Raw genomic sequence first — 23489 nt, 5'->3', positions numbered from 1 at the left:
AAATTTAACAAATGAATCTCCTCTTTCGTAGTGGAGCGATTTATCGCGTTGGGGCAGCATCACAGGCACCTCCACCAACGCGATAAATCGCTCCACTACGAAAGAGGAAACATTATCGGGTTATTAAGTTAATATTCATTGTTTCAAGCCATAAGCGCTGAGATACCCTGAATCGTCGGGGATGTAGATATGGCCGTTGACGACGATGGGACTTTGCCAATGCAGTTTACCGGTTGAGCCACCCGCCGATGGTTGTGTGCTGCTCCAGAGTACTTCCCCGGTGGTTGGATTCAAGGCTCGTAACACACCTTTCGCCTGCACATAGAGAATGTTGTTGGCGAGAAAAGGCGAACTACCGCCGTATTTGTTCTGGTAAGCAAGCTGTAACGTGGTCTTGCCTTGCGCGTCCGTCACGACTTTATAGCCAAAGAGATAGTAGGTGTTGGCAACAAACAGCCAGGTAGTGCCCTGTGAATCGTTCCAGGCCAACGGATGCGTCACAATCACTCCTTTGATCGGAAGCCGTACCTCTTGCACCTCGCCGCCGGTATGATTCGGCCCACCCTGTCCAGACAAATTTTGCCGATTGAGCATGCGCAACGTATCGTCTTTCCCGGCCTGCACCATCAAATAGGGCGTTTTACTAGTCGCTTGCTTTGGCAGAATGGCCGGAACTGTACTGCCGAGATCCTGGTCAAGATCCTGAAGCCGCTGGAAACTGGCAGGAGTATACGAATCAATAACTTTGGTGAGATCTGCGTTCAGTTCGATTACACTATCACCAAAAGAGCGTCCATCACCGCGAAAAGCGCCATTGCCGGTCGAGACAAAGACGTTGCCAGTGACGGGATCAACGGTTGGCGCACCACGTCCCCAGATTGCCGATTGCACATCTGTACAATCCCCTTTAGTCAATACATGTGGGATGTTGGCACACAATGTATTAAACACGGTCTTGATGCCGCTTTTCAGATTAATTGCAATGATATGCCCTTCGTAATGACCACCATCACCGGGATAGCCAGCAATCGCCATGTAGAGATAGCCGTTGGCAATGTTGATGGGCGAGGAGCCTTTCTCATCAATGGGCATTTCAGTTGCAACGGCAGGCCAGGTCTTGTCCATGAACTCCTCGCCATCACCTACCGCATATTTATGGATCTTCCCATCCAGGCCGTAACCATAGACATATTTGCCGAAAGGATCAAGAGCTGGTGAGCTGGTGGTAAATTTTGGCCCGCTGGTATCCTTCCGCCAGATCTGTTCTCCGCTATCAGCATCAATGGCTAGCAAGCTCCCGGTCGTGGTCGTGACAAAGAGCAGCGTTTTCACGCCATTCGCCGTTTGCACTCCTGGCAATTCCACCGGCGCACCATCAGCCGTGGCTGGCAATTTCTGCTGCCAGAGACGAGCGAGTTGCCCCACGTTATCGGTTGTAATCGTGGTCTCATCAGCATTAATGCCGCTGCGCTGGCCGCCACCATCAAATGCAGGCCACGCGATCAGCTTCTCATTCGTACTGGTCGCATTGTTTCCCTGATTGTTTTGCACATTGCTGCTGACATGCTGCACAGCCACCTGTTTATGCGTGAATGCATTCGCAAGATACGGTCGCAAAGGGAAATACAATATAGCACACAACAGCGCAACCAGAGCAACGACGCTAATGACTGTGTGTCTGGTAGTCCAGCTAGAAAAGGGAAACAATTTACTCACCAGCCCTCTCTATTATCGTGATGAAATAGGGTGACATACATCTATATTAAGCTACACACATTGCAATGTAGCGCTATTTCGGATGATAGCATAGTCGCGCTCAGTTATTCATCTCTGTTCAGCAAACCATCACAAGAAAGTACCAGATGAAGTTACACAATCTCAACCACGCAAAGAACTATGTTATGATTCCAGCGAGGATACTGATAGGACAGCGTTTCGCGCTTCATCGTCGTAACCGGTTTAAGCCGAACCGCAGAGAATAGCCCGACAGAAAAGATATAGCTGATCTTCCACAAATAAATATGGTTCTATATTATGAGCCGACGTGAGGTTATCGTGAGCATTTATGAATATAAAACGCATTTTGCTGATAAGACGATCATCAATTGGGAACCGGGAGATCCTGTTCCCGATCCAACCTCGACCATCCCACGTTTTTGGTCTTCAAGAAGACGAGGTGAAAAAGAATCGAGTGGCATCGAAGATTTCGAGCAATTTCTGACCGATCCGGCCTCATCCACCAGCGCCGGGTTCGTGTTCGGCATGCCATATAATGATACAGCCGAAGATTATACCGAGCCGATTATGGAAGCGCTCATCGCACACAAGGACCACTTTCCGCACCTGACGGCCCTCTTTCTCGGCGACATTACTGCTGAGGAGAGCGAAATTTCATGGATGGGAGCGGGCGATGTCTCAGCGCTCTTCACAGCGTATCCTCAGCTCGAATACTTCGGCATACGCGGTTGCGCCAGCACCTACATCGAATCTCCCCTCAATCTGGGCATCCTTAGCCTTGAGCATCTCAAAACCCTGGTGGTGGAAACGGGCAGCATGGATCGCAGCGTCGTTCAGGATGTGTTGCGCTCACGCCTGCCAGCCCTGGAACATCTTGAGCTATGGACCGGCTCCGAAGCCTATGAAGCCAACTGTACAGTCGAAGATTTTGCGCCACTGTTTACCGATAATCTCTTCCCTCATCTGCGCTACCTCGGCTTGCGCGATAGCGAGATTGCAAACGATCTGGCTATCGCCCTCTCCCAATCTCCTTTACTGGAACGGTTACAAGTACTTGATCTCTCGCTTGGCACCCTCGACGATAGCGGTACTGCCGCGCTACTCGGCTGCCCCGCGATACGCAAGCTGGCAAAACTCGATCTTCATCACCATTTCTGTTCTGACGAGATGATGCAACACCTGCAAACGCTTGGGATCGAGGTCGACCTCAGTGAGCGGAAAGAGCCGGACAGATGGGATGGGCAAGAGCAGCGCTTTGTGGCCGTCAGTGAATAACATTTTCTCATGCCCAACACGCCTGACGATTATTTCTTCTTACTGAATGAAGAACAAAAGAGAGGCATTAAAACATCCATGTACGACTATAAAACGCATTTTGCTGATAAGACGATTGTCGATTGGGAGCCGGGAGATCCTGTTCCCGATCCAACCACAACCATTCCACGTTTTAGGTATTCAAACAGTGTCTTGCGAGAAGAAGAGTTAGCAGGTCTTGAAAAATTCGAGCAATTCCTGACCGATCCCACCTCCTCCACGACCACCGGCTTCGTGTTCGGCATGCACGATGTTGATGCCGAGGATTATACTGTTCCGATTATAGAGATACTCATAAAACACAAGGACCACTTTCCGCATCTCACCACCCTGTTTCTTGGCGATATTCTTAGCGAAGAGAGCGAGATTTCCTGGATCGAACTGAGTGATATTTCAACACTCTTCACGGCGTATCCTCAGCTCGAACACTTCGGCATACGCGGGTGCGCCAGCACCTACACCGACACCTATCTGCATCTAGGCATTCTCAACCTTGAGCATCTCAAAACCCTGGTGGTGGAAACGGGCAGCATGGATCGCAGCGTCGTTCAGGATGTGTTGCGCTCACGCCTGCCAGCCCTGGAACATCTTGAGCTATGGACTGGCTCCGAAGCCTATGAAGCCAACTGTACAGTCGAAGATTTTGCGCCACTGTTTACCGACAAGCTCTTCCCTCATCTGTGCTATCTTGGCTTACGCGATAGCGAAATTACGAACGATCTGGCAATCGCTCTTTCACAATCTCCTTTACTGGAACAGTTGCAGGTGCTTGATCTCTCGCTTGGCACCCTTGACGATAGCGGTGCGGCGGCCTTGCTCAACTGCCCGGCTGTACACAAATTGAAAAAGCTCGATCTCCACCATCACTTCTGTTCTGACGAGATGATGCAACGTCTGCAAACGCTTGACATCGAGGTTGATATCAGCAAACGAGAAGAGCCGGATAGTTGGGATGGGCAAGAGCAGCGCTTTGTGGCCGTCAGTGAATAGTCCACATTTTTTGCTGATCGGCACTCCAGAAGATCGGCGCGTGATCCTCTTTCAAGAGGCGCTAAGTCGTCTCGGCCTGCCCAGCGCTCAACTCGTCAGCTACCAACAAATTATCAGCGGCGAGGTCACGCTGGCCGAACAGCTCACGCCGACAACAATTGTACGGATCGAGTCGCCCGGCAAGAGTATTGAGACGGAACACGACTTGCTCAGGTTGGGAGCAGACGAGCCGGACCCGGAGGGGGAGCGCTACGAGCGGCTCTCGCCCTCCACGCTGATCTATGAAAAAGGACGGCTGCTTGCTTCACGTCAATGGTATCTGGGATTGAGCGCCATCCTGCGCCAAATCGCCTCATCAGTTCCCGCCGAACGGATGATGAATCGGCCCGACGAGATTCTGCTTATGTTCGATAAGCGGCGCTGTCACGCGCTGCTCGCACAGCATGATATCGCTGTACCGCAAGCACTGCCACCGGTGTATTCATATGACGAACTGATGGCAGCTTTACAGGAGCGCGGCTGGTCACGAGCATTTCTCAAGTTGGCACACGGTTCAAGCGCCTCTGGCACCATCGCCTATCGCTACAGCGGCAAACGGCATCAGGCATTTACGACCGTTGATGTCGTTGAGCAGGCTGGAGAACTTCGGCTCTACAATACGCGGAGGATTCGCAAACTGGAATCGCAGCATGAAATCGCGCGGCTGGTCGATGCGCTCTGCCACCATCGCCTGCATGTTGAGTATTGGATACCAAAAGCAGCCTTTGCCAATCGTATCTTCGATATGCGCGTGGTAATGATCGGAGGCGAGCCTATGCATACTGTTGCGCGCATGAGCCAGAGCCCAATGACCAATCTCCACCTGCTCAATCAGCGTGGTGATCTTGCCGCCATTCTGGACAGGATCGGGCCTGAGCGCTGGCAGGAGGCGCTGACAACCTGTAAACGCGCGGCCAGCCTGTTTGCAAGTCTCTATATAGGCGTCGATCTACTCTTTAGCTCTGATTACCGCTATCACGCCATCTTAGAGCTGAATGCCTTTGGTGATCTACTGCCCGGTCTGCTCTATCAGGGACAGGATACGTATAGCGCCGAAATTCTCACTGCACTCGAAGGACGAAAGGTATGCTCAACACTCACACATTGATCGGTTCGCACGATCTGTTGTTTATCACGCTCGATACGCTGCGGTATGACGTAGCGCAAGAGCTGTTTCGACAGGGCCGCATACCGAACATCGCACGCTATCTGCCGCCGACGGGCTGGGAGGAACGCCACTCACCGGCCAGTTTCACCTATGCAGCTCACCACGCCTTCTTTGCAGGCTTTTTACCAACCCCTGCTCATCCAGGACGGCACACGCGCCTCTTTGCCGCCCGTTTCCCTGGCAGCGAAACCACGACAGAGACAACACTGATCTTTGATGCTCCCGATCTCCCTGGCGGCCTGGCACAACTTGGCTACCATACGATCTGCATCGGTGGCGTCGGCTTCTTCAACAAACAGAGTCCACTAGGAAGCGTGTTGCCCTCGCTTTTCCAGGAGAGCCATTGGAACCCGTCGCTGGGCGTGACCGATCCTAATTCAACAGAACATCAGGTAGCACTGGCCTGCGAACGGTTACAAGCCTTGCCTCGTGAGCAAAGAATCTTTCTCTTCATCAACATTTCAGCGCTACATCAACCGAACTACTTCTATCTGCCCAACAATCAGCAGGACACGCTTGCCTCGCATGCCGCCGCGCTGGTCTATGTCGATGCTCAATTGCCAGCACTCTTCTCAGCCGTGCAGCGGCGTGTACCCACGCTGGTTATTCTCTGCTCCGATCACGGGACGGCCTATGGCGAAGATGGCTATTATGGACATCGCGTCGCCCATCCGGTGGTCTGGACCGTCCCGTATACCGAATTCGTCTTGCCGTCTAGTTAAAAGGAAGAAGGAACCTGTGTCAACGCTTGCTCAATTGCTACAAAATACGCCCTATGCATCGTATACCTATGCTTATCCGCATAAGACCGCTTACCGCAACTTTCCTGAGCCGGTGCCGCTAGCAGATCTCTGGCAGCAGGAAAAACGCGATGCACTCTTTCTCTACTTGCATGTCCCGTTCTGCGAGATGCGCTGTGGCTTCTGCAACCTCTTTACCACCGTTGATCCTTCAGCACAGCTCACGCCCGGCTATCTGGATGCGGTAGAGCGTCAGGCAAAGCGGGTGCGAGCGGCAATTGGCGAGGTCACTATTGCACGTATGGCGATTGGTGGTGGCACCCCGACCTTTCTCGATGCTACCAGCCTGGATCGACTCCTGACGCTCAGCAGCGAGTTGTTCAGCGTGCAATCAGGCTCGACACCGACATCAGTCGAGACCTCGCCGCTCACCGCAACAGCCGAGAAGCTGCGCCTGCTGCATGAGCACGGCGTTGATCGTATCAGCATCGGCGTGCAAAGCTTTATCGAGGCGGAGGCACGCGCCGCTGGTCGTCCCCAGCAAACAACCGTCGTTGAGCACGCACTTGCTGAGATTCGCCGCACAGGTTTTCCGGTTCTGAACATCGATCTGATCTATGGCCTGCCCGGTCAGACGGTCGAGAGCTGGCTTACCTCGCTGCGCACGGCTCTACGCTACCATCCAGAAGAGTTGTACCTCTACCCGCTCTATGTACGCCCGCTCACTGGGCTGGACCGAACAGGCAAAGCGCTTCCTCTGCACGAGCAGGATATTCGTCTTACCTGCTATCGCGTGGCGCGAGAGTTGCTGCTGGCCGAGGGCTACACGCAGGTTTCAATGCGTATGTTTCGCGCGCCACACGCCCCGGCTGAGACTGGCCCGGTCTATTGCGTGCAGGATGACGGCATGCTTGGCCTGGGCTGCGGCGCGCGCTCGTATACACGCACCCATCACTACTCCAACGAGTACGCGGTCGGCTCCAGCACAATTCGCTCTATCCTGCACTCATATGTCACAACTCCCGATACCGCTTTTGCATTTGCTCACTATGGCTACGTGCTGGACGAAGATGAGCAGCGTCGCCGCTATGTCCTGAAATCATTGTTGGAGGCAGGCGGGTTAACACTCTCAGCCTATGAGCAGCGCTTCGGCTCAACGACGCTCAGCGATCTTCCGATGCTTCATGAGTTGCTCGAATATGGACTGGCAAGCATCGATGATGAGGCGATGACGCTGACGCCAGCGGGACTTGAGCGTTCAGATACGATTGGTCCCTGGCTCTATTCGTCGCAAGTGCAACACTTGATGGAGGAATACAGCATACAATGAAGCTCTCGATTCTCTACAGGGGTCCGCTCTCAAGCTGCAACTACGGCTGCGATTACTGCCCCTTCGCCAAACATCGCGAGACGTACGAAGAACACCAGCACGACCAGCAGGCATTAGAGCGCTTTCTGGATTGGGTCACAGGCCGTTCAGAGGATCAGATCGGGATCTTCTTTACGCCCTGGGGCGAGGCGTTGATCCGCAAACGCTATCAGGATGCTTTCGTGCGGCTTTCAGCGCTGCCCCAGGTGACAAAGGTTGCCATCCAGACCAACCTCTCCAGCCGTCTCGATTGGGTTGAGCGCTGCACAAAAGAGAAAATCGCGCTCTGGACCACCTATCATCCGAGCCAGACCTCGCGCGAACGCTTCCTCGCGAAGTGTCGAGAGCTGGTTGCACGCGAGGTAAGATTCAGCGTTGGCGTCGTCGGGTTGCCAGAGCATATGGAGGAGATCAAGGCGTTACGTCAGGAATTGCCGGAACAGGTCTACCTCTGGATCAATGCTTACAAGCGCCACCCGTACACAGCAAACGAGATGGACTGCCTGAGCAAGATCGATCCGCTCTTTCCCCTGAATACTCGCCACTATCCCAGCCTGGGCCATGCCTGTCACGCAGGAGAGAGTGTCATCTCGGTTGATGGCGATGGCACGATGCGCCGCTGCCACTTCATCAAAACGCCAATCGGTAATCTCTACGACGCAAATTTCGAGCAGTGTCTCACGGAGCGGATCTGCACCAATACGACCTGTCACTGTCACATCGGTTATGTACATATGCCTGAGTTACATTTGGATGAGGTCTTCGGCGACGGTATTCTTGAGCGCATTCCAGCACAACAGATCTGGTAAAAGACGATAAGAGGGTTCGCCGTTTTTTATCGTTGGCGAACCCTCTCATCATCTTTCATGATTCGAGAGCTGGGTGATAATCGTCGGGATTGTCGAAACCAGCGATCCAGGCTGCGGCCTGGTGGCAGGTCTGCATAGTGGGTGGGACGCGTAAGGTGTATTGCCTGCCGGTTGAGGGACATTGGACGGCGAGCAAGAACAACGGCTCGTCATTTGCCATCTGAATGCGCAACAGGCGTCGTAGTCCCCCTGGATCGACATCCGTATCAAGTGTTTCCGGCTGCACCTGTTCCACAAAGCGCTCATGGCCCATTCGCTCTAGCAAAACACGGCGGCGCTCGACATTCTTCTCTTTGAGTACCTCGTCAGCCTGGATCTCGTGCGGCCTGAACGCGATATGCTCATCAATAAGAACGCTACGCCAGCGCAACGCGGTCCCCTGCATCGATGCGGGCAGTTCAGTAATAGCGGTGTCGGCCAGATCGATCCAGCCCGCAACCTGCAACTGCTCCGGCAATGCCTGCAATGCGCTACAGCCGCTCACATCGAGCAATCCAACGCCGCGCAACCAGTTCGGCAACTCACGCAACGCTGTACATTCACGCGCGATCAGGCGTCCCATGCGCTCTCGCCCATGCCCGGGAAACGACGTGATGCGAGTACAGCGCGTCATGTCGAGAAAGTAGATGTCGAATCCTTCAGGCAGCGTCCGCAGTGAGCTACACCCCGCCACAATCAGCGTTCCCACTTTTAAGCCTGCTGGCAACGCTTCCAGTTGCACACAATCGCTCAGGTCCAGGCGCGATTGTACCTGGATATCTGCGGGGATGCTGCGCAATGCACTCCCACGCGCCGATAGCTTATAGCAGCGCAGGCCAGACGGCAGCTCGTGCAGCGACAAACAGCCATCGAGCGTCAAGCAGCCTGTGACAGTCAACTGCTCTGGCAAATGCTGAATATGGCTATCGGAAAGATCGAGATCGCCCTCAACAACGGTTCCCGCTGAAGCATTCCAGACATCGATCGGTTGCTTTGGCTGTTCGCTATCGACCGTAACCCAATTCATCATGTCGTTACGCCTTCCCCTCTAGTCTCTTACACGTACAATACGTTCAGGCGTGTATTCTCGCTGTTGCCAGATGCGATATGAGCCAGGAGCCAGCACAATCGGTTTATGTTCTTCATGAACAATACGCGTCTCGCTTGTCACTTCCAGAAAGAGCTGTGTACCATATTTCCAGACGCGCGCCTTCTGTGCATCCTCCACGCGATGACTATGGCCCGTCACTTCTCCCAGCACCAATACGCTCGTCTTCTGCTGCTCCGCCCCACTGGGAATATGCTCAACGGTGGCAATCAGTACGTCTCCATGTCGCCATAACATATGCTACTGGCTCCTTCCTTACTTGAAGAGTTCGTAGTTGCGCGATTTATCGCGCTTGATCCAATTAAACAAAGGTGATACCAGCGCGATAAATCGCGCAACTACGAACTCTTCACATTAATCATGTATTTTAATTACATTGCATAATAAACACTGGTTTGTTGGTAATCCATCAGCATTGCTATTTATCTATTCTTTCTCGCTATGAAAAAAGCGGCAAGTCAATTATTGTTGAGGTGGCATTTGCTGAGGATATTGCGCCTGAGGCTGTTCGTACTGATCCGAAGGGGGAGGCGGCTCTGCGGGCTGGCTAGCGGATGGTCGGTAGCCCTGTTCATAGCCGCGATATGGTGGCTCTTCAGGCACCTTATTGGAGGGTTGATAATATGGCGTGGTGGGTCTGTTACGCATGGGCGGGTTATTTTGCATACGTTGAGCAAATAGAGCGCGACCAAACAGCCCCAACAAGAGCGAGGCGATGATACCAAAGAAAAAGACATGGGCAGTGCCGGTAGTGATGAATGCGGCTACCATCAGCAGCCAGACAAAGGCGTGCATCCCTCCAAGTATGCTTGCTCTGTTGGGCGTGCCAAGCGAACCAACCAGCGATGCAAAGGCTAATGCGACAAAAAAGATCGGGACATTGAGGCCACCAGAGCCGGTCGTAAAAGCCAGAATGAGGCCCAGGAGCGCAATGCCACCAGCTACGCGATTCGCGTTTGATCGTCTATTACGGCTCATATACTCCCCTTCCTTTTTACTCTGTGTACCAGCAATGTCCCTCAGTTGGAGTAAAACGTGTTACAGTTGCATTTCAATCAGCGCTTTTCTGATGCCGTTCAATGCCGCTGAAATATGTTCCGCTTCCAGTCCATAGTGCGTCACAGCTCGCACAAGACCGTCGCCCATCGTTCCCATCAGCACACCATGCTCACGCGCTTTCGCCAGAAATTGACCCGCTTCTGCCTCCGATAACGTCCGTTGCTGTGAATCGTGCAGAGTAAAGAGCAACATGTTGGTCACAACCCGTTCAGGATCGATAGCGATCTGTGGATAATCAGCCAGGCCATACGCCAGTTGCTTGCAATGCTCATGATCTTCCGCCAATCGCTCCACCATTTGTTCCAGCGCAACAAGACCAGCAGCGGCAAGCACTCCAGCCTGACGCATGCCACCACCAAGCAGTTTGCGCACGCGATGAGCTTTGTGAATAAACGCCTTGCTTCCCACCAGAATTGAGCCAACGGGAGCGCTCAATCCCTTTGAGAGACAGAACATGAGCGAGTCCACAGAGTGAGCCAGTTCGTTAACTGGCACCCCAAGCGCAATCGAGGCATTGAAGATACGTGCACCGTCCATATGCACTGCCACGCCCTGTGCATGGGCGATATCGGCAATCGTGGCGATTTGCTCAGTTGGCAGTACTGTACCACCGCAACGATTATGCGTATTTTCGAGGCAGACCAGAGCGGTTGGCGCAATATGCTCATCGCTATCATCAGCAATCGCGGCCCGCAGCCTGTCCAGATCGAGCATGCCATCAGAATGCGTGGGCACGACGTACATAGGTGAGCCACCAAGCGTTGAAGCAGCGCCGCCCTCGTAGCGATAGATATGAGATTGGTCGCCAACGATCACAGATTGGCCGCGCCCGGCGTGAGAGAGCACGGCGGCAATATTGCCCATTGAGCCGCTCGGCACAAACAGGGCCGCCTCCTTGCCGGTGATCTCGGCTGCCAGCTCTTGCAAGCGGTTGATCGTTGGATCTTCGCTATACACATCATCGCCCAGTTCGGCACGGTACATAGCTTCCCGCATCGCTGGCGTTGGTTGCGTTACGGTATCGCTCCTGAGATCAATAAGCATGAGATAATCTGCCTTTCAGATGGTGAGGAAATAAAGTTGCCTTCCTGCACACAGTATATCACCCACCTGATTTTCTCTTCGGGGGTCACTTCAGCACGCCCTTCGGCCACATCGCCAGCACCGGGCCAAGCACAGGATCACCCTTGCGCTGCGATCCATATTGCTCGCTAAACCAGACGGTTCCGTTGCTCTGAATCGCCAATCCATCATGAGGATGCGCGTTAGGATCGCTGAGGAGCGAGATTCTGGCTGTGCTGTTGCCTGGATAAAAGCAACCAACCACAGCATTGAGAGAGTCGGTGAACCAGATATTGCCCTGCTTATCGCTGGTAATCCCTGAGATATGGGTGCAATTGTTCACGCGCCGACATGCCGAAGCGACCCTGTAATGCGTCACAGCCTGAGTTGCGGGATCGAAGCGTGAGATGTTACCGGTAAACCCATCGCTAAACCAGATGATCCCATGTGAATCAGCCGTAATCAGGTGTGGGCGCGAGATAAGTACCGAGTCGATGGAATACTCGGTAATGGTGATATTCCCATTAGTGGTTGGCTTGAAAGCGGCTATCTGCGAGATCCCCTTGCCATTCTCGGCAAACCAGATGTTCCCCTTGCCATCGCTAGTGATGCCATACGGATTGCTGCCAGGAGTAGGAGTGGCAGTCTCAACAATCTTATGCGTTTTTGTATTGAAAAAGCCAATGGCGTTACCGTTTATTTCGGTAAACCAGATATTTCCATTTTTATCGAACACCAGATCGTAGGGAGCGCTGCCCGGCGTTATGCCCTTTGCGTAATTGTCCCACATTCCATCATCCTGGCTCAGTTCGCCGATTGCATCGCTGTTCGGTTCGGTGAACCAGATATGGCCATCTTTCGGGTTCACCGCGACAAATAGCGGACTGGAATATTTCGTCCCGGCTGGTCCCATAGCTGGCTGTGGATAATCGGCAATTTTGCTTCCATCTGCCAGCGCATATTTGCCGATGTAGGAGGCGAATGTTCCAGAACAGGTGGGCGTCATTTCGCATCCCGGTTCCGCGACCCAGACAAAGCCTCGCGCCTCATCGAGAGCAACACCCCAGGGATTGACTTTTGCTGGCGTAAGATGAGCTTTTGGAGATTGCCCGCGTTGCGAGGATTCTGGCTGTTCCGCTGGAACGATACGGGGCGAGGCGACGAATTGATCTCCACTATTCGTCTGTTGTGATGAGGTACAGGCGGGAAAACTCGTGGCAATAACAAGCAAAGTGAAGAACATACTGAGCATCGCCTTTTTATTCACTATCGTCACCCGGAACTCCTTATATCTATATACATCGCTATCTTATATAGAACAGGGAACGCAACCAAAAGTAGGGCAAATTATGCAAAAGCAGAATGATTCAGCTTTTTTTACAAAATAGATATACCCAATTTTTACCATACCACTCTGAGAAAGACAATACGGTCGGAGGGACATTGGCACGCGGCACTCTGTTTGGAAAGCAATAAACGAAGGGGAGCGAGACGGGATCGAGGTCTGACAGAGGCGATACGATATCTTGCCTCTGTCAGATGGAACAACAAACGGTCTGGTCGCTATTTCAGCGTGCCTTTGGGCCACATCACCAGCGCCGGCCCCTGTAGTTCGCCGGGGAGAAGCGAACCAAACTGCTCGGTAAACCAGACGCTCCCGTTGCTCTGCACCACCAAACCATCATGCGGGTGCGCATTGGGATCGGTCAATGGTTGAATCTTGGCAATTCGTTTCGATGGAACGAAGTAGCCAACCGTCGCGTTAAGCGAATCGCTAAACCAGATGTTGCCGTCCTTATCGGCAGCGATGCCGGACATGTGAGTACAGTTGTCGGGTGGTCTGCGGCATGCCGAAGCAACTTTATAATGGGTTGGGGTGCCGGTCGCAGGATCAAGTTCCGTAATATTGCCCAGGAAGCCTTCTGTAACCCAGATATGGCCGTTGGGTGCTGCCGTGATCAGGTGCGGCTGTGAGCGCAACGTACCATCGATGGGATACTCTTTGATGCTAATGCTCCCATTAGCGGTTGGGGTAAACGTGCCGACCTGCGCTATCCCTTTCGCATTTTCCGCGAACCAGATATTACCTTTGGGGTCAAGCGTAATACCATAAGGCTGAGTCCCGGCAGTGGGCGTCGGCGTCTCCACAATTTTGCCCGTCTTAGGATTCAGAAAGCCGATGCTGTTGCTGTTGTATTCAGTAAACCAGACGTTCCCGTTCTTGTCAATCAGCAGATCATAAGGGGTGCTACCCGTCGTGGTATGCCATTGCTGGAAACGATTATCATCGGGCGAAAGCATGCCAATAGCATCGCTGTTTGGTTGTGAGAAGAAGACGTGACCATCGCTGGGATTGACGGCCAGGAAGAAGGGGTTAGAGTACTTGCCATCAGGCTCCGGGAAATCCTGAATGAAGCTCGCATCGGCCATCGCAAATTTTGTGATCTTGGTTGGAAATGCTGAAGGACAGGGTGGCTTGGGATCACAGCCAGGCTCAGCCACCCATACAAACCCACGAGCCTCGTCGAGGGCGATTCCCCAGGGACCATTATTGCGTGTAGAGACCTGTAACGGTGAACTGACCTGCGCACGTTTCTGCGACTCGTCCTGTTCCGCTGGCAAGACGCGCGAGGAGGCCAGTTGATTACCACCTTGACCGTCTGAAGTACTACAAGCGGTCAGAACGACAGGCAGAAGCAGCAGAAAAAGGGATAGAAGGGAAATATGTTTTTTAATCCGATCCAGGTGCATGTAATCCACCTCTTGACATTTTTTGCATCAATATCACGCCTTCTCTCTGCCTTTTAAAGAAGGCGTAGAGACGTGAAAAGTCACATCATATGATATGTACATTTTCATAAATATGAATTTGCTATAATAATACTCTTCTTCCCTCCTAGAAGACAACTTTCACAGCATAGCTCCTCCATAAAGTCCTATAGAGACGTGTGCTTTCATGCTGCAGGGCTTTCCAGTTCTCCGCTCAAAGGGGTGCAGGGTCTCCCTGCCGGGGTCTGGGGTGTCCCCAGTTTCCTTCCCTCCTTCGCGCGCCGCCTGCGACGGCGCGCAAAAGAGAAGAAAAAAGGTTTTTGCGGGGACACCCCGCACCCCGGCAGAGGGCTGCCGCCCTCTGCACTCCCGCTAGATGGGAGAATTGGAAAGCCCTGTTTCATGCTGCACCGCACTTGTGCAGAAGCGACAATAGCGCTAGAATAGCGGTACAATACCTACTTTATTTGATCGAGACAGGAACAAAAGCATGACGACATCATTGATACCCACAGTCCACTTAGCGCGGGTGTATGAAGCGCTGATTGCCGCATATGGTGAACCGGTGAACCAGCCAGACAATGATCCGTTGGGAGGGCTGGTTGGCACGATTCTTTCACAGCATACCTCAGATATCAACTCGGGGCGTGCCTACCAGCAATTGATCACGACATTTCCAACGTGGGAAGAGGTACGTGATGCCCCTACCTATCTGGTAGCAGATGCCATTCGTTCGGGCGGGCTGGCGAACGTCAAAGCGCCGCGCATTCAGGATGTGCTTCAGACATTGACGGATCAGCAACAGATCCAGGAAGGCACCCAAACGCTCTCTGCCTATCTCTCTACCGAACTTGCAAAGCGCACCACTGAGGAAGCGTGGGCCTATCTACGCACGTTGCCGGGTGTGGGACCAAAGACGGCTGCCTGTGTCCTCATGTTCAATCTTGACCGGGCATCGATGCCGGTCGATACGCACGTGTGGCGTACCTCGCAGCGCTTAGGTTTAATTGGACCAAAGGTCAGCGCCGACAAAGCCCACCTCATCTATGCCAGAGTCTTACCGCCCGAATGGGTCTACCCGCTGCACGTCAACCTGATTACGCACGGACGCAAGATTTGTCACGCGCAACGACCAGAGTGCTCGCGTTGCCCTCTTTATAGCGAGTGTGCATATGTTGGGAGCGTGAATGCACAAGAGACGGCTTTTTCGGGCTAAAAACACTGTTTATTTTTATAAAGTTTTCAGATAGAAAGAGTGAAAGAAAAAACGTTGTAACGTCATAAGGAAAAGCGAGAACGATGGCAATGCCTCTCCCATACCCAATACATTCTATAAGCGATGCAGTAGCCTCCATCGATCAGGGGGAAGATCCCTGGTTCGCGCTTGGATGCTTTCTTCATGACTGGTGGCGTTATGCTATAGATCGTCGCCAGGAGTTGATCAATACACCACCTGCATCAACGACAACCGCAGATGGGAAACGCTGGGCTGCTTTTTTTGCCGCAACTGTAGAGAAACTTTGTGTCAGAACGTCTTTTCCCTGCCCCACGTGGATACACAAACAAGATTATACGCTTGATTCCCCCCTGGTTCTACTCGCCCCAGTTATCTCAACGTGGCTGGCTCCTTTCCACCACACCAGAGCCATTCAAAAAGCGCAATATCTTTGTTGGCGGCAACATACTTGATAATAAGTATGAGCTACAACAGACTGCTCACGCGAAACCAAGATGGTCCATCTGGTCAGACCAGGATCTCCAAAATTTAGCAGCATCAGAAGAGATATCTCCTCATTCTCTATGACGTTCAAAAAGCACGATGCAAGCCAATGAACAGCTTGACAATCATATTTTATTTACCTAATAATACTATCGTATTAAGATATTATCGCCATCTCTCTCCGCCTTGTACATCTTGCCACTAAGATACGGGTTCTCTCTCATGGGTTCTCCTGAAGAGTAGGAAGAACAGGAACCGTTGACGTACTCCTCTTCTGTAGCATGTCTCTTAGATGATGATTGTCCATCATCATTATCTTTTCTGCTTTCTCTGATTGAACAAAGAAAGCCATGTTTGAGAAAGAAGGCAGTATCATGGCAGGCTATAGTGTTAGCGCTCTCGCCCTGTATTGGGGGAACATTCATCGCGTTTCGTTCTGGCCGCCTCAGTCATCGATGATAATGGATTGGGTGTGCCGAATCTCAGTGCGAGCAACTTTGCCGTGTACAATCTCACAGGCGACATGAAGTTCACCATTACAGAGGTGCAGGCCGCAGGTCTACAGGGTTTCTATCGCCTTATCCTGGGAGCAGAGCCGATCACACAGGCAAAAGAATGCATACTCGCACTCATAATGACAGATCGTCATCATGTAGTAGGTCGTGTCCCTGAACATCCTCATAGCGGAAGTGCAATGGTCAAGGTAAAAGTTGTATGAGAAGGAGTAAACGCTTATGTTAAGTCAAACTGTAGCCAGGACTCACCCGCTCGCCGGTATTCGGGGCGAAATGGTGGGGGAATTCTTTGGCACAATGGTGCTGATACTCTTCGGCTGCGGCTGTGTAGCGTCCTTAATATTCTTTACGGACTTTGTTCCGCTTAATTGGATGGTCATTGCCTGGGGATGGGGCATCGCAGTTGCACTCGGAATCTATGTTTCGGGAGCGCTGAGCGGTGCACACATCAATCCAGCAGTGACGCTCGCGTTCGCTGTACGAGGGAAGCTTCCCTGGAGCAAGGTGATTCCCTACTGGATAGCTCAAGTAGTCGGCGCATTTGTCGCGGCGGCGATCCTGTACTTTATCTATCAGGGCGCTCTGGTCCACTATGAAACCGTTCACCATATCATACGTAACGTTGCCGGTGCGCCCAATAACCCTATTAATGCTGGGGTTGTCTGGTATACCTATAATAAGCCGTTCGTGGGGATATTCGGCGCGTTCTGCGATGAGTTCCTAGGGACGGCTCTGCTGGTTGGAGTGATTTTCGCCCTTATCGACGTGCGTAACCAGCCAGTTCAGGCCAACCTCAATCCCTTTATCATCGGTGTGCTCGTTGTAGGCATAGGTCTCTCCTTCGGCCTCAATACGGGATACGCCATCAATCCTGCCCGTGATTTTGGGCCGCGCCTGTTCTGTCTCATCGCGGGGTGGGGACCGGTGGCTATTCCTGGCCCTGGCAACTACTTCTGGGTTCCAATTGTCGCTCCACTGGTTGGAGGTGTCGTAGGAGCTTTGATCTACGACTTCACTATCCACAAAGCATTGGAGATAAAGGAACCTCCCATCACTGATGTTGAAGTCAGAGGTAGATCGGTACGAGAAGCTCCTGGAGACGATTAGCCATCATTCTCCAACCTTCCACACTTTGATCGATTCATCGTAGGATGCGGTCGCCATGAAACGTCCATCTGGAGACCAGGATATATCGGCGACCGCATCGCTATGTGCAAGTGGATCATCTGCCTGTGGGAAGATAAGCTGTTGCATACGTAGCCCATTTTTCATCTGCGGCTCTTTTGTCTGTGTATCCCAGAGATAAACTTTGTTGCTATTGGCATAGCTGGCAGCAACATAGCGCCCGTCTGGTGACCAGGTAATAGCAACGACATGAGGCGTCCAGTTGCGTTTGGGATTTATAGAGCGCGTGAAGGCATCCGGGTCATCTGTGCTTAATTGATAGAGTACCTTCCCTTGAACTGCATCAACGACTGCAATAGCAGCAAGGTTGAAAACCGCCAGCAGGTGAGGATTGGTTGGGGACCAGGAGAGCGTAATGCGGGATATTTTTATGGTACTTGTGTCATCGCTTTGCTGACGCGGTATCTGAAAAGCTTTTTTGACGGCGCGAGTTTTTACATCCCAGATAACCAGATGTCCTGAGCTAGTAAAAGCGGCCAGCAACGAGCCATCGCAGGACCAGCCGATGATGAGGATATTCGCAAAACTACCAGTAAACTGATCAGGATCCTGGTAGATCAGGCTGCCTACCGGAACATCTGGCTTATCTATCTGCCAGAGATCAACTTTGAGATAGTGCCGTACAATGATGTCTATAGCAGCCAGCATCGTGTTCTGTGGCGCTGGCTGAGGCTCGGAAAAAGAGGATTGCTTGACTTTTGCATTAGTAAAGATCTGTCCTTTATCATTGTCGGCAAAAGGGTTCAGGGCTATTGGTTTGATATCATCATTTTGCTCAGAAACAATTGTGAAGAGCTTGCGTCCATCAGCCGACCAATGCAGTTCATCAAATCCAAAGGGAGCATTTTCCTTCAATATCTGCCATGTGGGCCGAGACAATGTAGCAGGAGAATCTGCCACCTGTTTTTGCACAATGTTTCCCACATCCCATAGTTTGACAGTATAATCATAGCCCGACGAAGCCAGATAACGCCCGGTGGGGTCCCAGAGTACATTGGTAATCGTATCTGTATGTGCATCATCAATAGTGAGTATCACCTTTCCAGGCACCAGATGACGAGGCTTTGAAATCATGGTTGGTGCTGGTAAGAATGGATTTGACAATGTCTGCCATTGAGTATTCATCAGGGTCATAGTGAGTGCAGTGCCACCTCCAGCCAGCACAAATAGTGCTATTCCACCTCCCAGCAACAACTTACGCCGCCCAACACCCTTTTGCCGGGATGCTAGAGGTAATTGAACAGTCTGTGTTTTCTCTACTGCTACGCTTTCTGAAGGATCGTTCTCACTTTTTATTGGAGTAATATCTGTTACTTCACTCGTGCCGGGTGTATTATTCTGCTGTTCTGGCATACATCCCCCTTATATCTTCCAGATCAAGATCGTCACATCGACATCACCATAGGAAGCCGCTAACCATTGACCATTGGTTGACCAGGCCAATGACATTATTCCACCTTTAATGGAAGGTGGGCTTATCAAGGCACGTACTGGTAATTTCATTGTCTGTCCATCCCATATGTAGATTTTGCCATCCTCCGTGCCAGCCGCAAACATGCTCTTATCGGCTTTTGGATAAGCGACAATGTAGGTAAAGTTTGTTGCATCCTGGGGAATACCAAACCTGAGAAGGTCGGTTGGCTTAGCGGTCAAGTCCCAACCAAACACGTAGTTGATGACAACATCAAGAGAGATAGCTAGAAAGCGCTTTCCATCATTTGTCCAGATGGCTCCCTGGACAAATGTATTTGCGCTCGGAAGACGGGCTGGCAGAGTCTCCTTCCAGACGACTTGATTCCCTACCATCTCTGTTTTGCCGACAAAGACACTGCCGCTAGAGGAAAGAGCCAGGCTAGTTGCATCGGGTGAAATGGACAGTTCAAGATATTTACCAATGTCTCCATCAAGTATAGAGGGAATTGCTTTGATCCTGGTAGGCTCTGGTCGCAATTGAGGATGCAAAGTGTCCCACATGCCAAGATAGATATAATCACCGTGATCGGGTCCATCCCAGGCAGCTACCAGATATCTGTTTTCGATCCAAACAAGCCCTTTGATAAAGGGAGAATGGATCTTGATCCCTTGCTCGAAGCCAGCAAGCTTACTTTTGAGATCGGCAGAAAAGATGTCGATATACATGTCTACGAGATTAATGTCATGCCCATTGATGACCGCCAGATACTTCCCATCCTGCGACCAGGCCAATTGCTGAGCAATTGGCAGATCATTTTTGGTGTAGGTGCTTTCATACATAGGAAGATTCTGAATGCGAAAGACATCAATATTCCACAGCTTGACAGTGCTATCATCGTAACAAGATGTAGCCAGAATATTTTCTCCAGGCTTCCAAACCATCGCCTTTGGAGCGGTCTTGCTATCACGCAGGACCATCGCCGGTTGCTCCATCCCTGATGACTTCTTTTTTGTTATTGGTGGCGGAGCCGTTCGACGGTTCATAGCCCAGATTCCACCACTCAGCGCAGCAATACCAGCAACTGTCCCTGTCCCGATAAGCAGATTGCGACGGGTGAGGAGTTTGTTGGCACCTTCCTGGGTAGGAACAGTAGAGGGTAATGGCAAAGGAGAAGCAGGGAGCAGATTCTCGACTCCAAGAGAGCGGATCAGAGCCATCACAAACTCTCGTGCAGTGGCATAGCGTTCTTCTGGCTTTTTCGCCAGCCCCCGCAGCAGCACAGCAACACACTCCTCGGGCAAATCAGGATGCCATTGTAACGGAGATGGTGGAGCTTGCACAATATGCTGGACGATGGTGGCATAGCTCGTTTCAGCCTGAAAGGGGGGACGCCCGGTAATGAACTGATAGGCAATCACTGCCAGACTATACAGGTCGCTGGCCTCTGTTGGTCTCCCCTGAGCCTGTTCGGGCGCAATATAGAGTGGAGTCCCGATCATCGCCCCAGACCCCTCCACATCGTCATCATGGGAAACCATGAGAGCAATGCCAAAATCAGCCAGCAGCAAAGACTCCTCTGAGCGCAAAAGCATATTGGCAGGTTTGATATCGCGATGAATCATGCCCTGCGTATGAGCATAATCGATGGCATCAGCGGCCTGCAACAGAAAGGCGAGCGCTTCCCGATAATGAAAGCCCTCCCCGGCAGCCGTTCGCCGTCCGATGAGGTCGCTCAGGGAGCCGCCACTGATATAGGGCATCACCAGGTAATTGATCACCTGACCATCAGGAAGGTGCTGCTCACCATAATCATGGACAGGCAAAACGTGTGGATGGTTAAGCGATGCCACTACCTGCGCCTCACGCTCAAAGAGGGCTGCATCTTTCTCATCATACCGTTCCTGGAGAGGCAACATCTTGATGGCTACCTGACGATGAAGCTGCGGATCCTCGGCCAGCCAGACCTCACCCATACCACCACGCCCGACTCGTTTAAGCAGGTGATAACGCCCAAGCTGTCCCTCATCACGCTTTAACGTGTTCTGTTGCACCATATCCTTCCTCCTACTTATTCTTCGCTGGCATCTACCTGCCAGATGAGGATGGTTTTGTCAACTGACCCGGTTGCCAGATAGCGCCCATCAGGGGACCAGGATATATCAGTGATGCTGCCCGTGTGAGCGTTTGACGTGCCCGGAGGTGGGAAGAGGTAATCTTGTAGATGCCCTTCCTCTTGATCCCTTTTCACTGCCTGCTTTTGCAAATCCCAAACGGCCATTGTCGTAAACGCCTGTGAGTAACCAGCAACAATGTAACGCCCATTGGGAGACCAGCACGCGCTCAGCACTTGCGGAACCCAGCCTGTTTCATTAGCGTTTGTGGGCGGCGTATACGCATCTTGATTATCCGTGATCAACACATCAAGAGGCTTCTCCTCCCGTATATCAACCAGCACAATCGTCTCAACGATAGTCACAGCCAGAATGTTCGCATCTATTGGAGACCATGCCAGCACCGGAGTCCTCTGCATCTTCACATTTTCGATCTTTTGTTTCCGCATAGGCACTTTGAGAGTCTTTTTGACACTATGTGTATTCACATCCCAGATCACCACATCCAGATCAGTAGTCAGACCGGCAACCATCATGCCATCACAAGACCAGGCAATCGTTAATAGTAGCGGAGATTCTCTCGGATCAGCATTTGGTGAGGTCCAGGTCAGGCTAGCAACCGCCTTCGTCGGCTGTCCTTCTCGCCAGAGCAAAATCTCCAGTTGCTTCCCGCTGTACGCAACGAACGCAGCCAATAGATCCGAGTGCGGATCAGAAATGGCATTTGCATACAGAGAAGAGCCTGGGGATTCACCTGAAGTATTGCTATAAGCCTGACGTTCATCCGATTCGGCAAAAGGATCAAGAAGCAGAAATGAACCCGAATCCATCCCTGAGATAATGATTTTGCGCCCACTGCGGGTCCAATGAAGAACTTCAAAGATGACAATAATGCCGTTGTGCCCAAATTGCCATTGGTGCGTGGGCTGGCTCATGACCTGAAGCCTGGCAGATTTCTGGCGCAAGAGGCCGCCGACATCCCACAACATAACATGCTGATCCTGGCTCGACGAAGCTATATAGCGACTGCTGGGATCCCAGACAACATTCGAGACCATATCCTGGTGTGAAATCAGGTGAACAAGCGGCTTGCCTGGTGTAAACTTGAGTGGCCCTGGAAGCCGCTTGAAAGGGTCCATTCTAAGCCATAGTGTCAGAAGGGTTGCACCTCCCGCCGCAAGTGCGACGGCAGACGTGCCGCCAATCAACACTGTTCGCCGATTCAACTTACCCTTCTTCTCCTCTTGTGGAGAAACAGCTTGCTCGGACGTGTCAGGCAGGCTATCAGGTGTTATCTTCATCGGAGCCATTGTTTTTTTCTCTGCCGCTACACGAGAAGGCATGACAGGCAGAGAAGGAACGGATGATGGCGATGAAGCTGATATAACTACTGATCTGGATGGCGGTTCCTGAACAGGAGGCTTCCTGGCGACCAGAAGCGTAGCATCAGGATCATCTAGCGGATCAAGCGGCAATCCTTTCCAGGCACGATCAAGCGTACTCACCAACTCTAAACAAGAAGAGTAACGCTGCTGTGGTTCCCTGGCAAGTCCTTTCAACAACACGTTCTCCATATGTAAGTTCATGGTAGGATTGAAGCGTCCCGGCGCAGGTGGCATCAACGTCAGTTGTTGCAGCAGCAGTTCGTAAGGATTGTCCTTTCCCTCGAAGGGCAGGCGACCGGCGAACAGTTGGTAAGCAACCATTGCGAGACTGTAGCGGTCGCTGGCTTCCTGCTTCTCGCCCTGTGCCTGCTCCGGTGCAAGATAAGGCAAATCAACACTGTATGTACGGCTGATGGTAATATCGCTATCGAGCAGCGATGCCAGACAGAAATCGGTCAACAGTAAGCGTGTTCCGTCAAGCAGCAGGCAAACAGGTTGAATGCCACCATGTATCACCTGCTGGCTATGGGCATAGTCGATGGCCCGCGCCGCTTGAAAGAGGTGGCGAAACGTTTCCGCAGCAGGGGGTATCTCACCAGTACGCTGAAGATGTGCATGCAAAGTAGTAGCCTGTTCCAGATAGGGGTACACCAGGAAGGGGATGACTTCATCTCGATTACCCACCTCAACACCTGAGTCCTGCACGGGAAGTATATGGGGGTGTTCCAGGCCGGAAGAGGCCAGCGCGATCTGCTCAAACTGATGTATATATTCATGTGCATCAGCCGCAACGCCTGGCAACAGTCTCAAAACAACGTAGCGCTGCCTCTGGCCTTCTTCGGCAAGCCACAATGCGCCAATACGATCACGCTTGAGCAAACGAAGCACATGATACTGCCTGAACTGTCGGCCCTGCCAATCAATAGCCTGATACACTTGCATATGACGTATCTCCC

At 52.0% G+C, this 23489-nt stretch carries 20 protein-coding genes; 10 read left to right on the top strand and 10 right to left on the bottom strand.

Going from position 1 to position 23489, the window contains the following annotated elements; genetic code table 11:
* Positions 1–135 precede the first annotated feature (135 nt).
* On the bottom strand, positions 136–1716 hold the full coding sequence (locus K3T83_RS35180; RefSeq protein ID WP_220207577.1) for an outer membrane protein assembly factor BamB family protein: 1581 nt from the start codon (positions 1714–1716) through the stop codon (positions 136–138).
* A 318-nt stretch (positions 1717–2034) separates the two neighbouring features.
* On the opposite strand from K3T83_RS35180, the gene K3T83_RS35175 reads away from it, so the two are divergent.
* The 6 genes from K3T83_RS35175 to K3T83_RS35150 all read left to right on the top strand — a co-directional run bounded on the left by K3T83_RS35175 (position 2035) and on the right by K3T83_RS35150 (position 8166).
* Positions 2035–3012 carry an STM4015 family protein gene (locus K3T83_RS35175; RefSeq protein WP_220207576.1) on the top strand — a complete coding sequence of 326 codons (978 nt, stop codon included), beginning with the start codon at positions 2035–2037 and terminating at the stop codon, positions 3010–3012.
* Between the two features lie 78 nt (positions 3013–3090).
* On the top strand, positions 3091–4041 hold the full coding sequence (locus K3T83_RS35170; protein WP_220207575.1) for an STM4015 family protein: 951 nt from the start codon (positions 3091–3093) through the stop codon (positions 4039–4041).
* Complete coding sequence (locus tag K3T83_RS35165) at positions 4004–5188, top strand: STM4014 family protein (protein ID WP_220207574.1); 1185 nt, start codon at positions 4004–4006, stop codon at positions 5186–5188. Before K3T83_RS35170 ends, K3T83_RS35165 begins: the two co-directional genes overlap by 38 nt.
* On the top strand, positions 5167–5970 hold the full coding sequence (locus tag K3T83_RS35160) for an STM4013/SEN3800 family hydrolase (protein WP_220207573.1): 804 nt from the start codon (positions 5167–5169) through the stop codon (positions 5968–5970). Before K3T83_RS35165 ends, K3T83_RS35160 begins: the two co-directional genes overlap by 22 nt.
* A 16-nt stretch (positions 5971–5986) precedes the next feature.
* Positions 5987–7318, top strand: a complete 1332-nt coding sequence (locus K3T83_RS35155; protein WP_220207572.1) for an STM4012 family radical SAM protein — start codon at positions 5987–5989, stop codon at positions 7316–7318.
* Positions 7315–8166, top strand: coding sequence for an STM4011 family radical SAM protein (locus K3T83_RS35150; protein ID WP_220207571.1), 852 nt, complete (start codon positions 7315–7317; stop codon positions 8164–8166). The genes K3T83_RS35155 and K3T83_RS35150 overlap by 4 nt, the downstream gene beginning before the upstream one ends.
* A 55-nt stretch (positions 8167–8221) precedes the next feature.
* Here K3T83_RS35150 and K3T83_RS35145 read toward each other — a convergent pair whose 3' ends face one another.
* The 6 genes from K3T83_RS35145 to K3T83_RS35120 form a co-directional block, all read right to left on the bottom strand.
* Positions 8222–9235 carry a DUF6745 domain-containing protein gene (locus K3T83_RS35145; protein ID WP_220207570.1) on the bottom strand — a complete coding sequence of 338 codons (1014 nt, stop codon included), beginning with the start codon at positions 9233–9235 and terminating at the stop codon, positions 8222–8224.
* An 18-nt stretch (positions 9236–9253) separates the two neighbouring features.
* Positions 9254–9550 (bottom strand): DUF8820 family protein, encoded by a 297-nt coding sequence (locus tag K3T83_RS35140; RefSeq protein WP_220207569.1) that lies wholly within the window; start codon positions 9548–9550, stop codon positions 9254–9256.
* Positions 9551–9775: 225 nt separating this feature from the next.
* Positions 9776–10291, bottom strand: a complete 516-nt coding sequence (locus K3T83_RS35135; RefSeq protein ID WP_220207568.1) for a transglutaminaseTgpA domain-containing protein — start codon at positions 10289–10291, stop codon at positions 9776–9778.
* Between the two features lie 60 nt (positions 10292–10351).
* Positions 10352–11416, bottom strand: coding sequence for a low-specificity L-threonine aldolase (gene ltaE, locus K3T83_RS35130; RefSeq protein WP_220207567.1), 1065 nt, complete (start codon positions 11414–11416; stop codon positions 10352–10354).
* 85 nt (positions 11417–11501) lie between these two features.
* Positions 11502–12710: a Vgb family protein gene (locus K3T83_RS35125; RefSeq protein ID WP_220207566.1), complete on the bottom strand. Its 1209-nt coding sequence runs from the start codon at positions 12708–12710 to the stop codon at positions 11502–11504.
* Between the two features lie 287 nt (positions 12711–12997).
* A complete protein-coding gene (locus tag K3T83_RS35120) occupies positions 12998–14185 on the bottom strand; it encodes a Vgb family protein (protein ID WP_220207565.1) in 1188 nt (395 codons plus the stop codon).
* A gap of 508 nt (positions 14186–14693) precedes the next feature.
* On the opposite strand from K3T83_RS35120, the gene K3T83_RS35115 reads away from it, so the two are divergent.
* From K3T83_RS35115 to K3T83_RS35100, 4 genes are all read left to right on the top strand, one after another.
* Positions 14694–15419 carry an endonuclease III domain-containing protein gene (locus K3T83_RS35115; RefSeq protein ID WP_220207564.1) on the top strand — a complete coding sequence of 242 codons (726 nt, stop codon included), beginning with the start codon at positions 14694–14696 and terminating at the stop codon, positions 15417–15419.
* An 83-nt stretch (positions 15420–15502) separates the two neighbouring features.
* A complete protein-coding gene (locus tag K3T83_RS35110) occupies positions 15503–15892 on the top strand; it encodes a hypothetical protein (RefSeq protein ID WP_220207563.1) in 390 nt (129 codons plus the stop codon).
* Between the two features lie 503 nt (positions 15893–16395).
* Entirely contained in the window at positions 16396–16641 is a 246-nt protein-coding gene (locus tag K3T83_RS35105) for a hypothetical protein (protein ID WP_220207562.1), read from the top strand.
* A gap of 16 nt (positions 16642–16657) precedes the next feature.
* Entirely contained in the window at positions 16658–17545 is an 888-nt protein-coding gene (locus K3T83_RS35100) for an MIP/aquaporin family protein (RefSeq protein ID WP_220207561.1), read from the top strand.
* 3 nt (positions 17546–17548) lie between these two features.
* On the opposite strand, the gene K3T83_RS35095 is transcribed toward K3T83_RS35100, so the two are convergent.
* From K3T83_RS35095 to K3T83_RS35085, 3 genes are read right to left on the bottom strand one after another with little or no spacing between them, the layout of a single operon-like run.
* Complete coding sequence (locus K3T83_RS35095) at positions 17549–18976, bottom strand: WD40 repeat domain-containing protein (RefSeq protein WP_220207560.1); 1428 nt, start codon at positions 18974–18976, stop codon at positions 17549–17551.
* A gap of 9 nt (positions 18977–18985) precedes the next feature.
* Complete coding sequence (locus K3T83_RS35090; RefSeq protein WP_220207559.1) at positions 18986–21091, bottom strand: serine/threonine-protein kinase; 2106 nt, start codon at positions 21089–21091, stop codon at positions 18986–18988.
* Positions 21092–21105: 14 nt separating this feature from the next.
* Entirely contained in the window at positions 21106–23475 is a 2370-nt protein-coding gene (locus K3T83_RS35085; protein WP_220207558.1) for a serine/threonine-protein kinase, read from the bottom strand.
* Positions 23476–23489: the final 14 nt, after the last annotated feature.

It is taken from the genome of Reticulibacter mediterranei (genome assembly GCF_016587455.1).
The sequence above is the reverse complement of the archived record's forward strand: the minus strand, read 5'-3'. Positions and strand labels throughout refer to the sequence as shown.

What these genes read in the sequence shown, in the direction of transcription:
- K3T83_RS35160 (WP_220207573.1), top strand. Translation starts at nt 5,167, where the DNA reads ATGCTCAACACTCACACATTGATCGGTTCGCACGATCTGTTGTTTATC.
- K3T83_RS35135 (WP_220207568.1), bottom strand. Translation starts at nt 10,291, where the DNA reads ATGAGCCGTAATAGACGATCAAACGCGAATCGCGTAGCTGGTGGCATT.
- K3T83_RS35170 (WP_220207575.1), top strand. Translation starts at nt 3,091, where the DNA reads ATGTACGACTATAAAACGCATTTTGCTGATAAGACGATTGTCGATTGG.
- ltaE (WP_220207567.1), bottom strand. Translation starts at nt 11,416, where the DNA reads ATGCTTATTGATCTCAGGAGCGATACCGTAACGCAACCAACGCCAGCG.
- K3T83_RS35100 (WP_220207561.1), top strand. Translation starts at nt 16,658, where the DNA reads ATGTTAAGTCAAACTGTAGCCAGGACTCACCCGCTCGCCGGTATTCGG.
- K3T83_RS35085 (WP_220207558.1), bottom strand. Translation starts at nt 23,475, where the DNA reads ATGCAAGTGTATCAGGCTATTGATTGGCAGGGCCGACAGTTCAGGCAG.
- K3T83_RS35115 (WP_220207564.1), top strand. Translation starts at nt 14,694, where the DNA reads ATGACGACATCATTGATACCCACAGTCCACTTAGCGCGGGTGTATGAA.
- K3T83_RS35140 (WP_220207569.1), bottom strand. Translation starts at nt 9,550, where the DNA reads ATGTTATGGCGACATGGAGACGTACTGATTGCCACCGTTGAGCATATT.
- K3T83_RS35120 (WP_220207565.1), bottom strand. Translation starts at nt 14,185, where the DNA reads ATGCACCTGGATCGGATTAAAAAACATATTTCCCTTCTATCCCTTTTT.
- K3T83_RS35090 (WP_220207559.1), bottom strand. Translation starts at nt 21,091, where the DNA reads ATGGTGCAACAGAACACGTTAAAGCGTGATGAGGGACAGCTTGGGCGT.
- K3T83_RS35150 (WP_220207571.1), top strand. Translation starts at nt 7,315, where the DNA reads ATGAAGCTCTCGATTCTCTACAGGGGTCCGCTCTCAAGCTGCAACTAC.
- K3T83_RS35145 (WP_220207570.1), bottom strand. Translation starts at nt 9,235, where the DNA reads ATGATGAATTGGGTTACGGTCGATAGCGAACAGCCAAAGCAACCGATC.
- K3T83_RS35110 (WP_220207563.1), top strand. Translation starts at nt 15,503, where the DNA reads ATGGCAATGCCTCTCCCATACCCAATACATTCTATAAGCGATGCAGTA.
- K3T83_RS35175 (WP_220207576.1), top strand. Translation starts at nt 2,035, where the DNA reads ATGAGCCGACGTGAGGTTATCGTGAGCATTTATGAATATAAAACGCAT.
- K3T83_RS35095 (WP_220207560.1), bottom strand. Translation starts at nt 18,976, where the DNA reads ATGCCAGAACAGCAGAATAATACACCCGGCACGAGTGAAGTAACAGAT.
- K3T83_RS35165 (WP_220207574.1), top strand. Translation starts at nt 4,004, where the DNA reads ATGGGCAAGAGCAGCGCTTTGTGGCCGTCAGTGAATAGTCCACATTTT.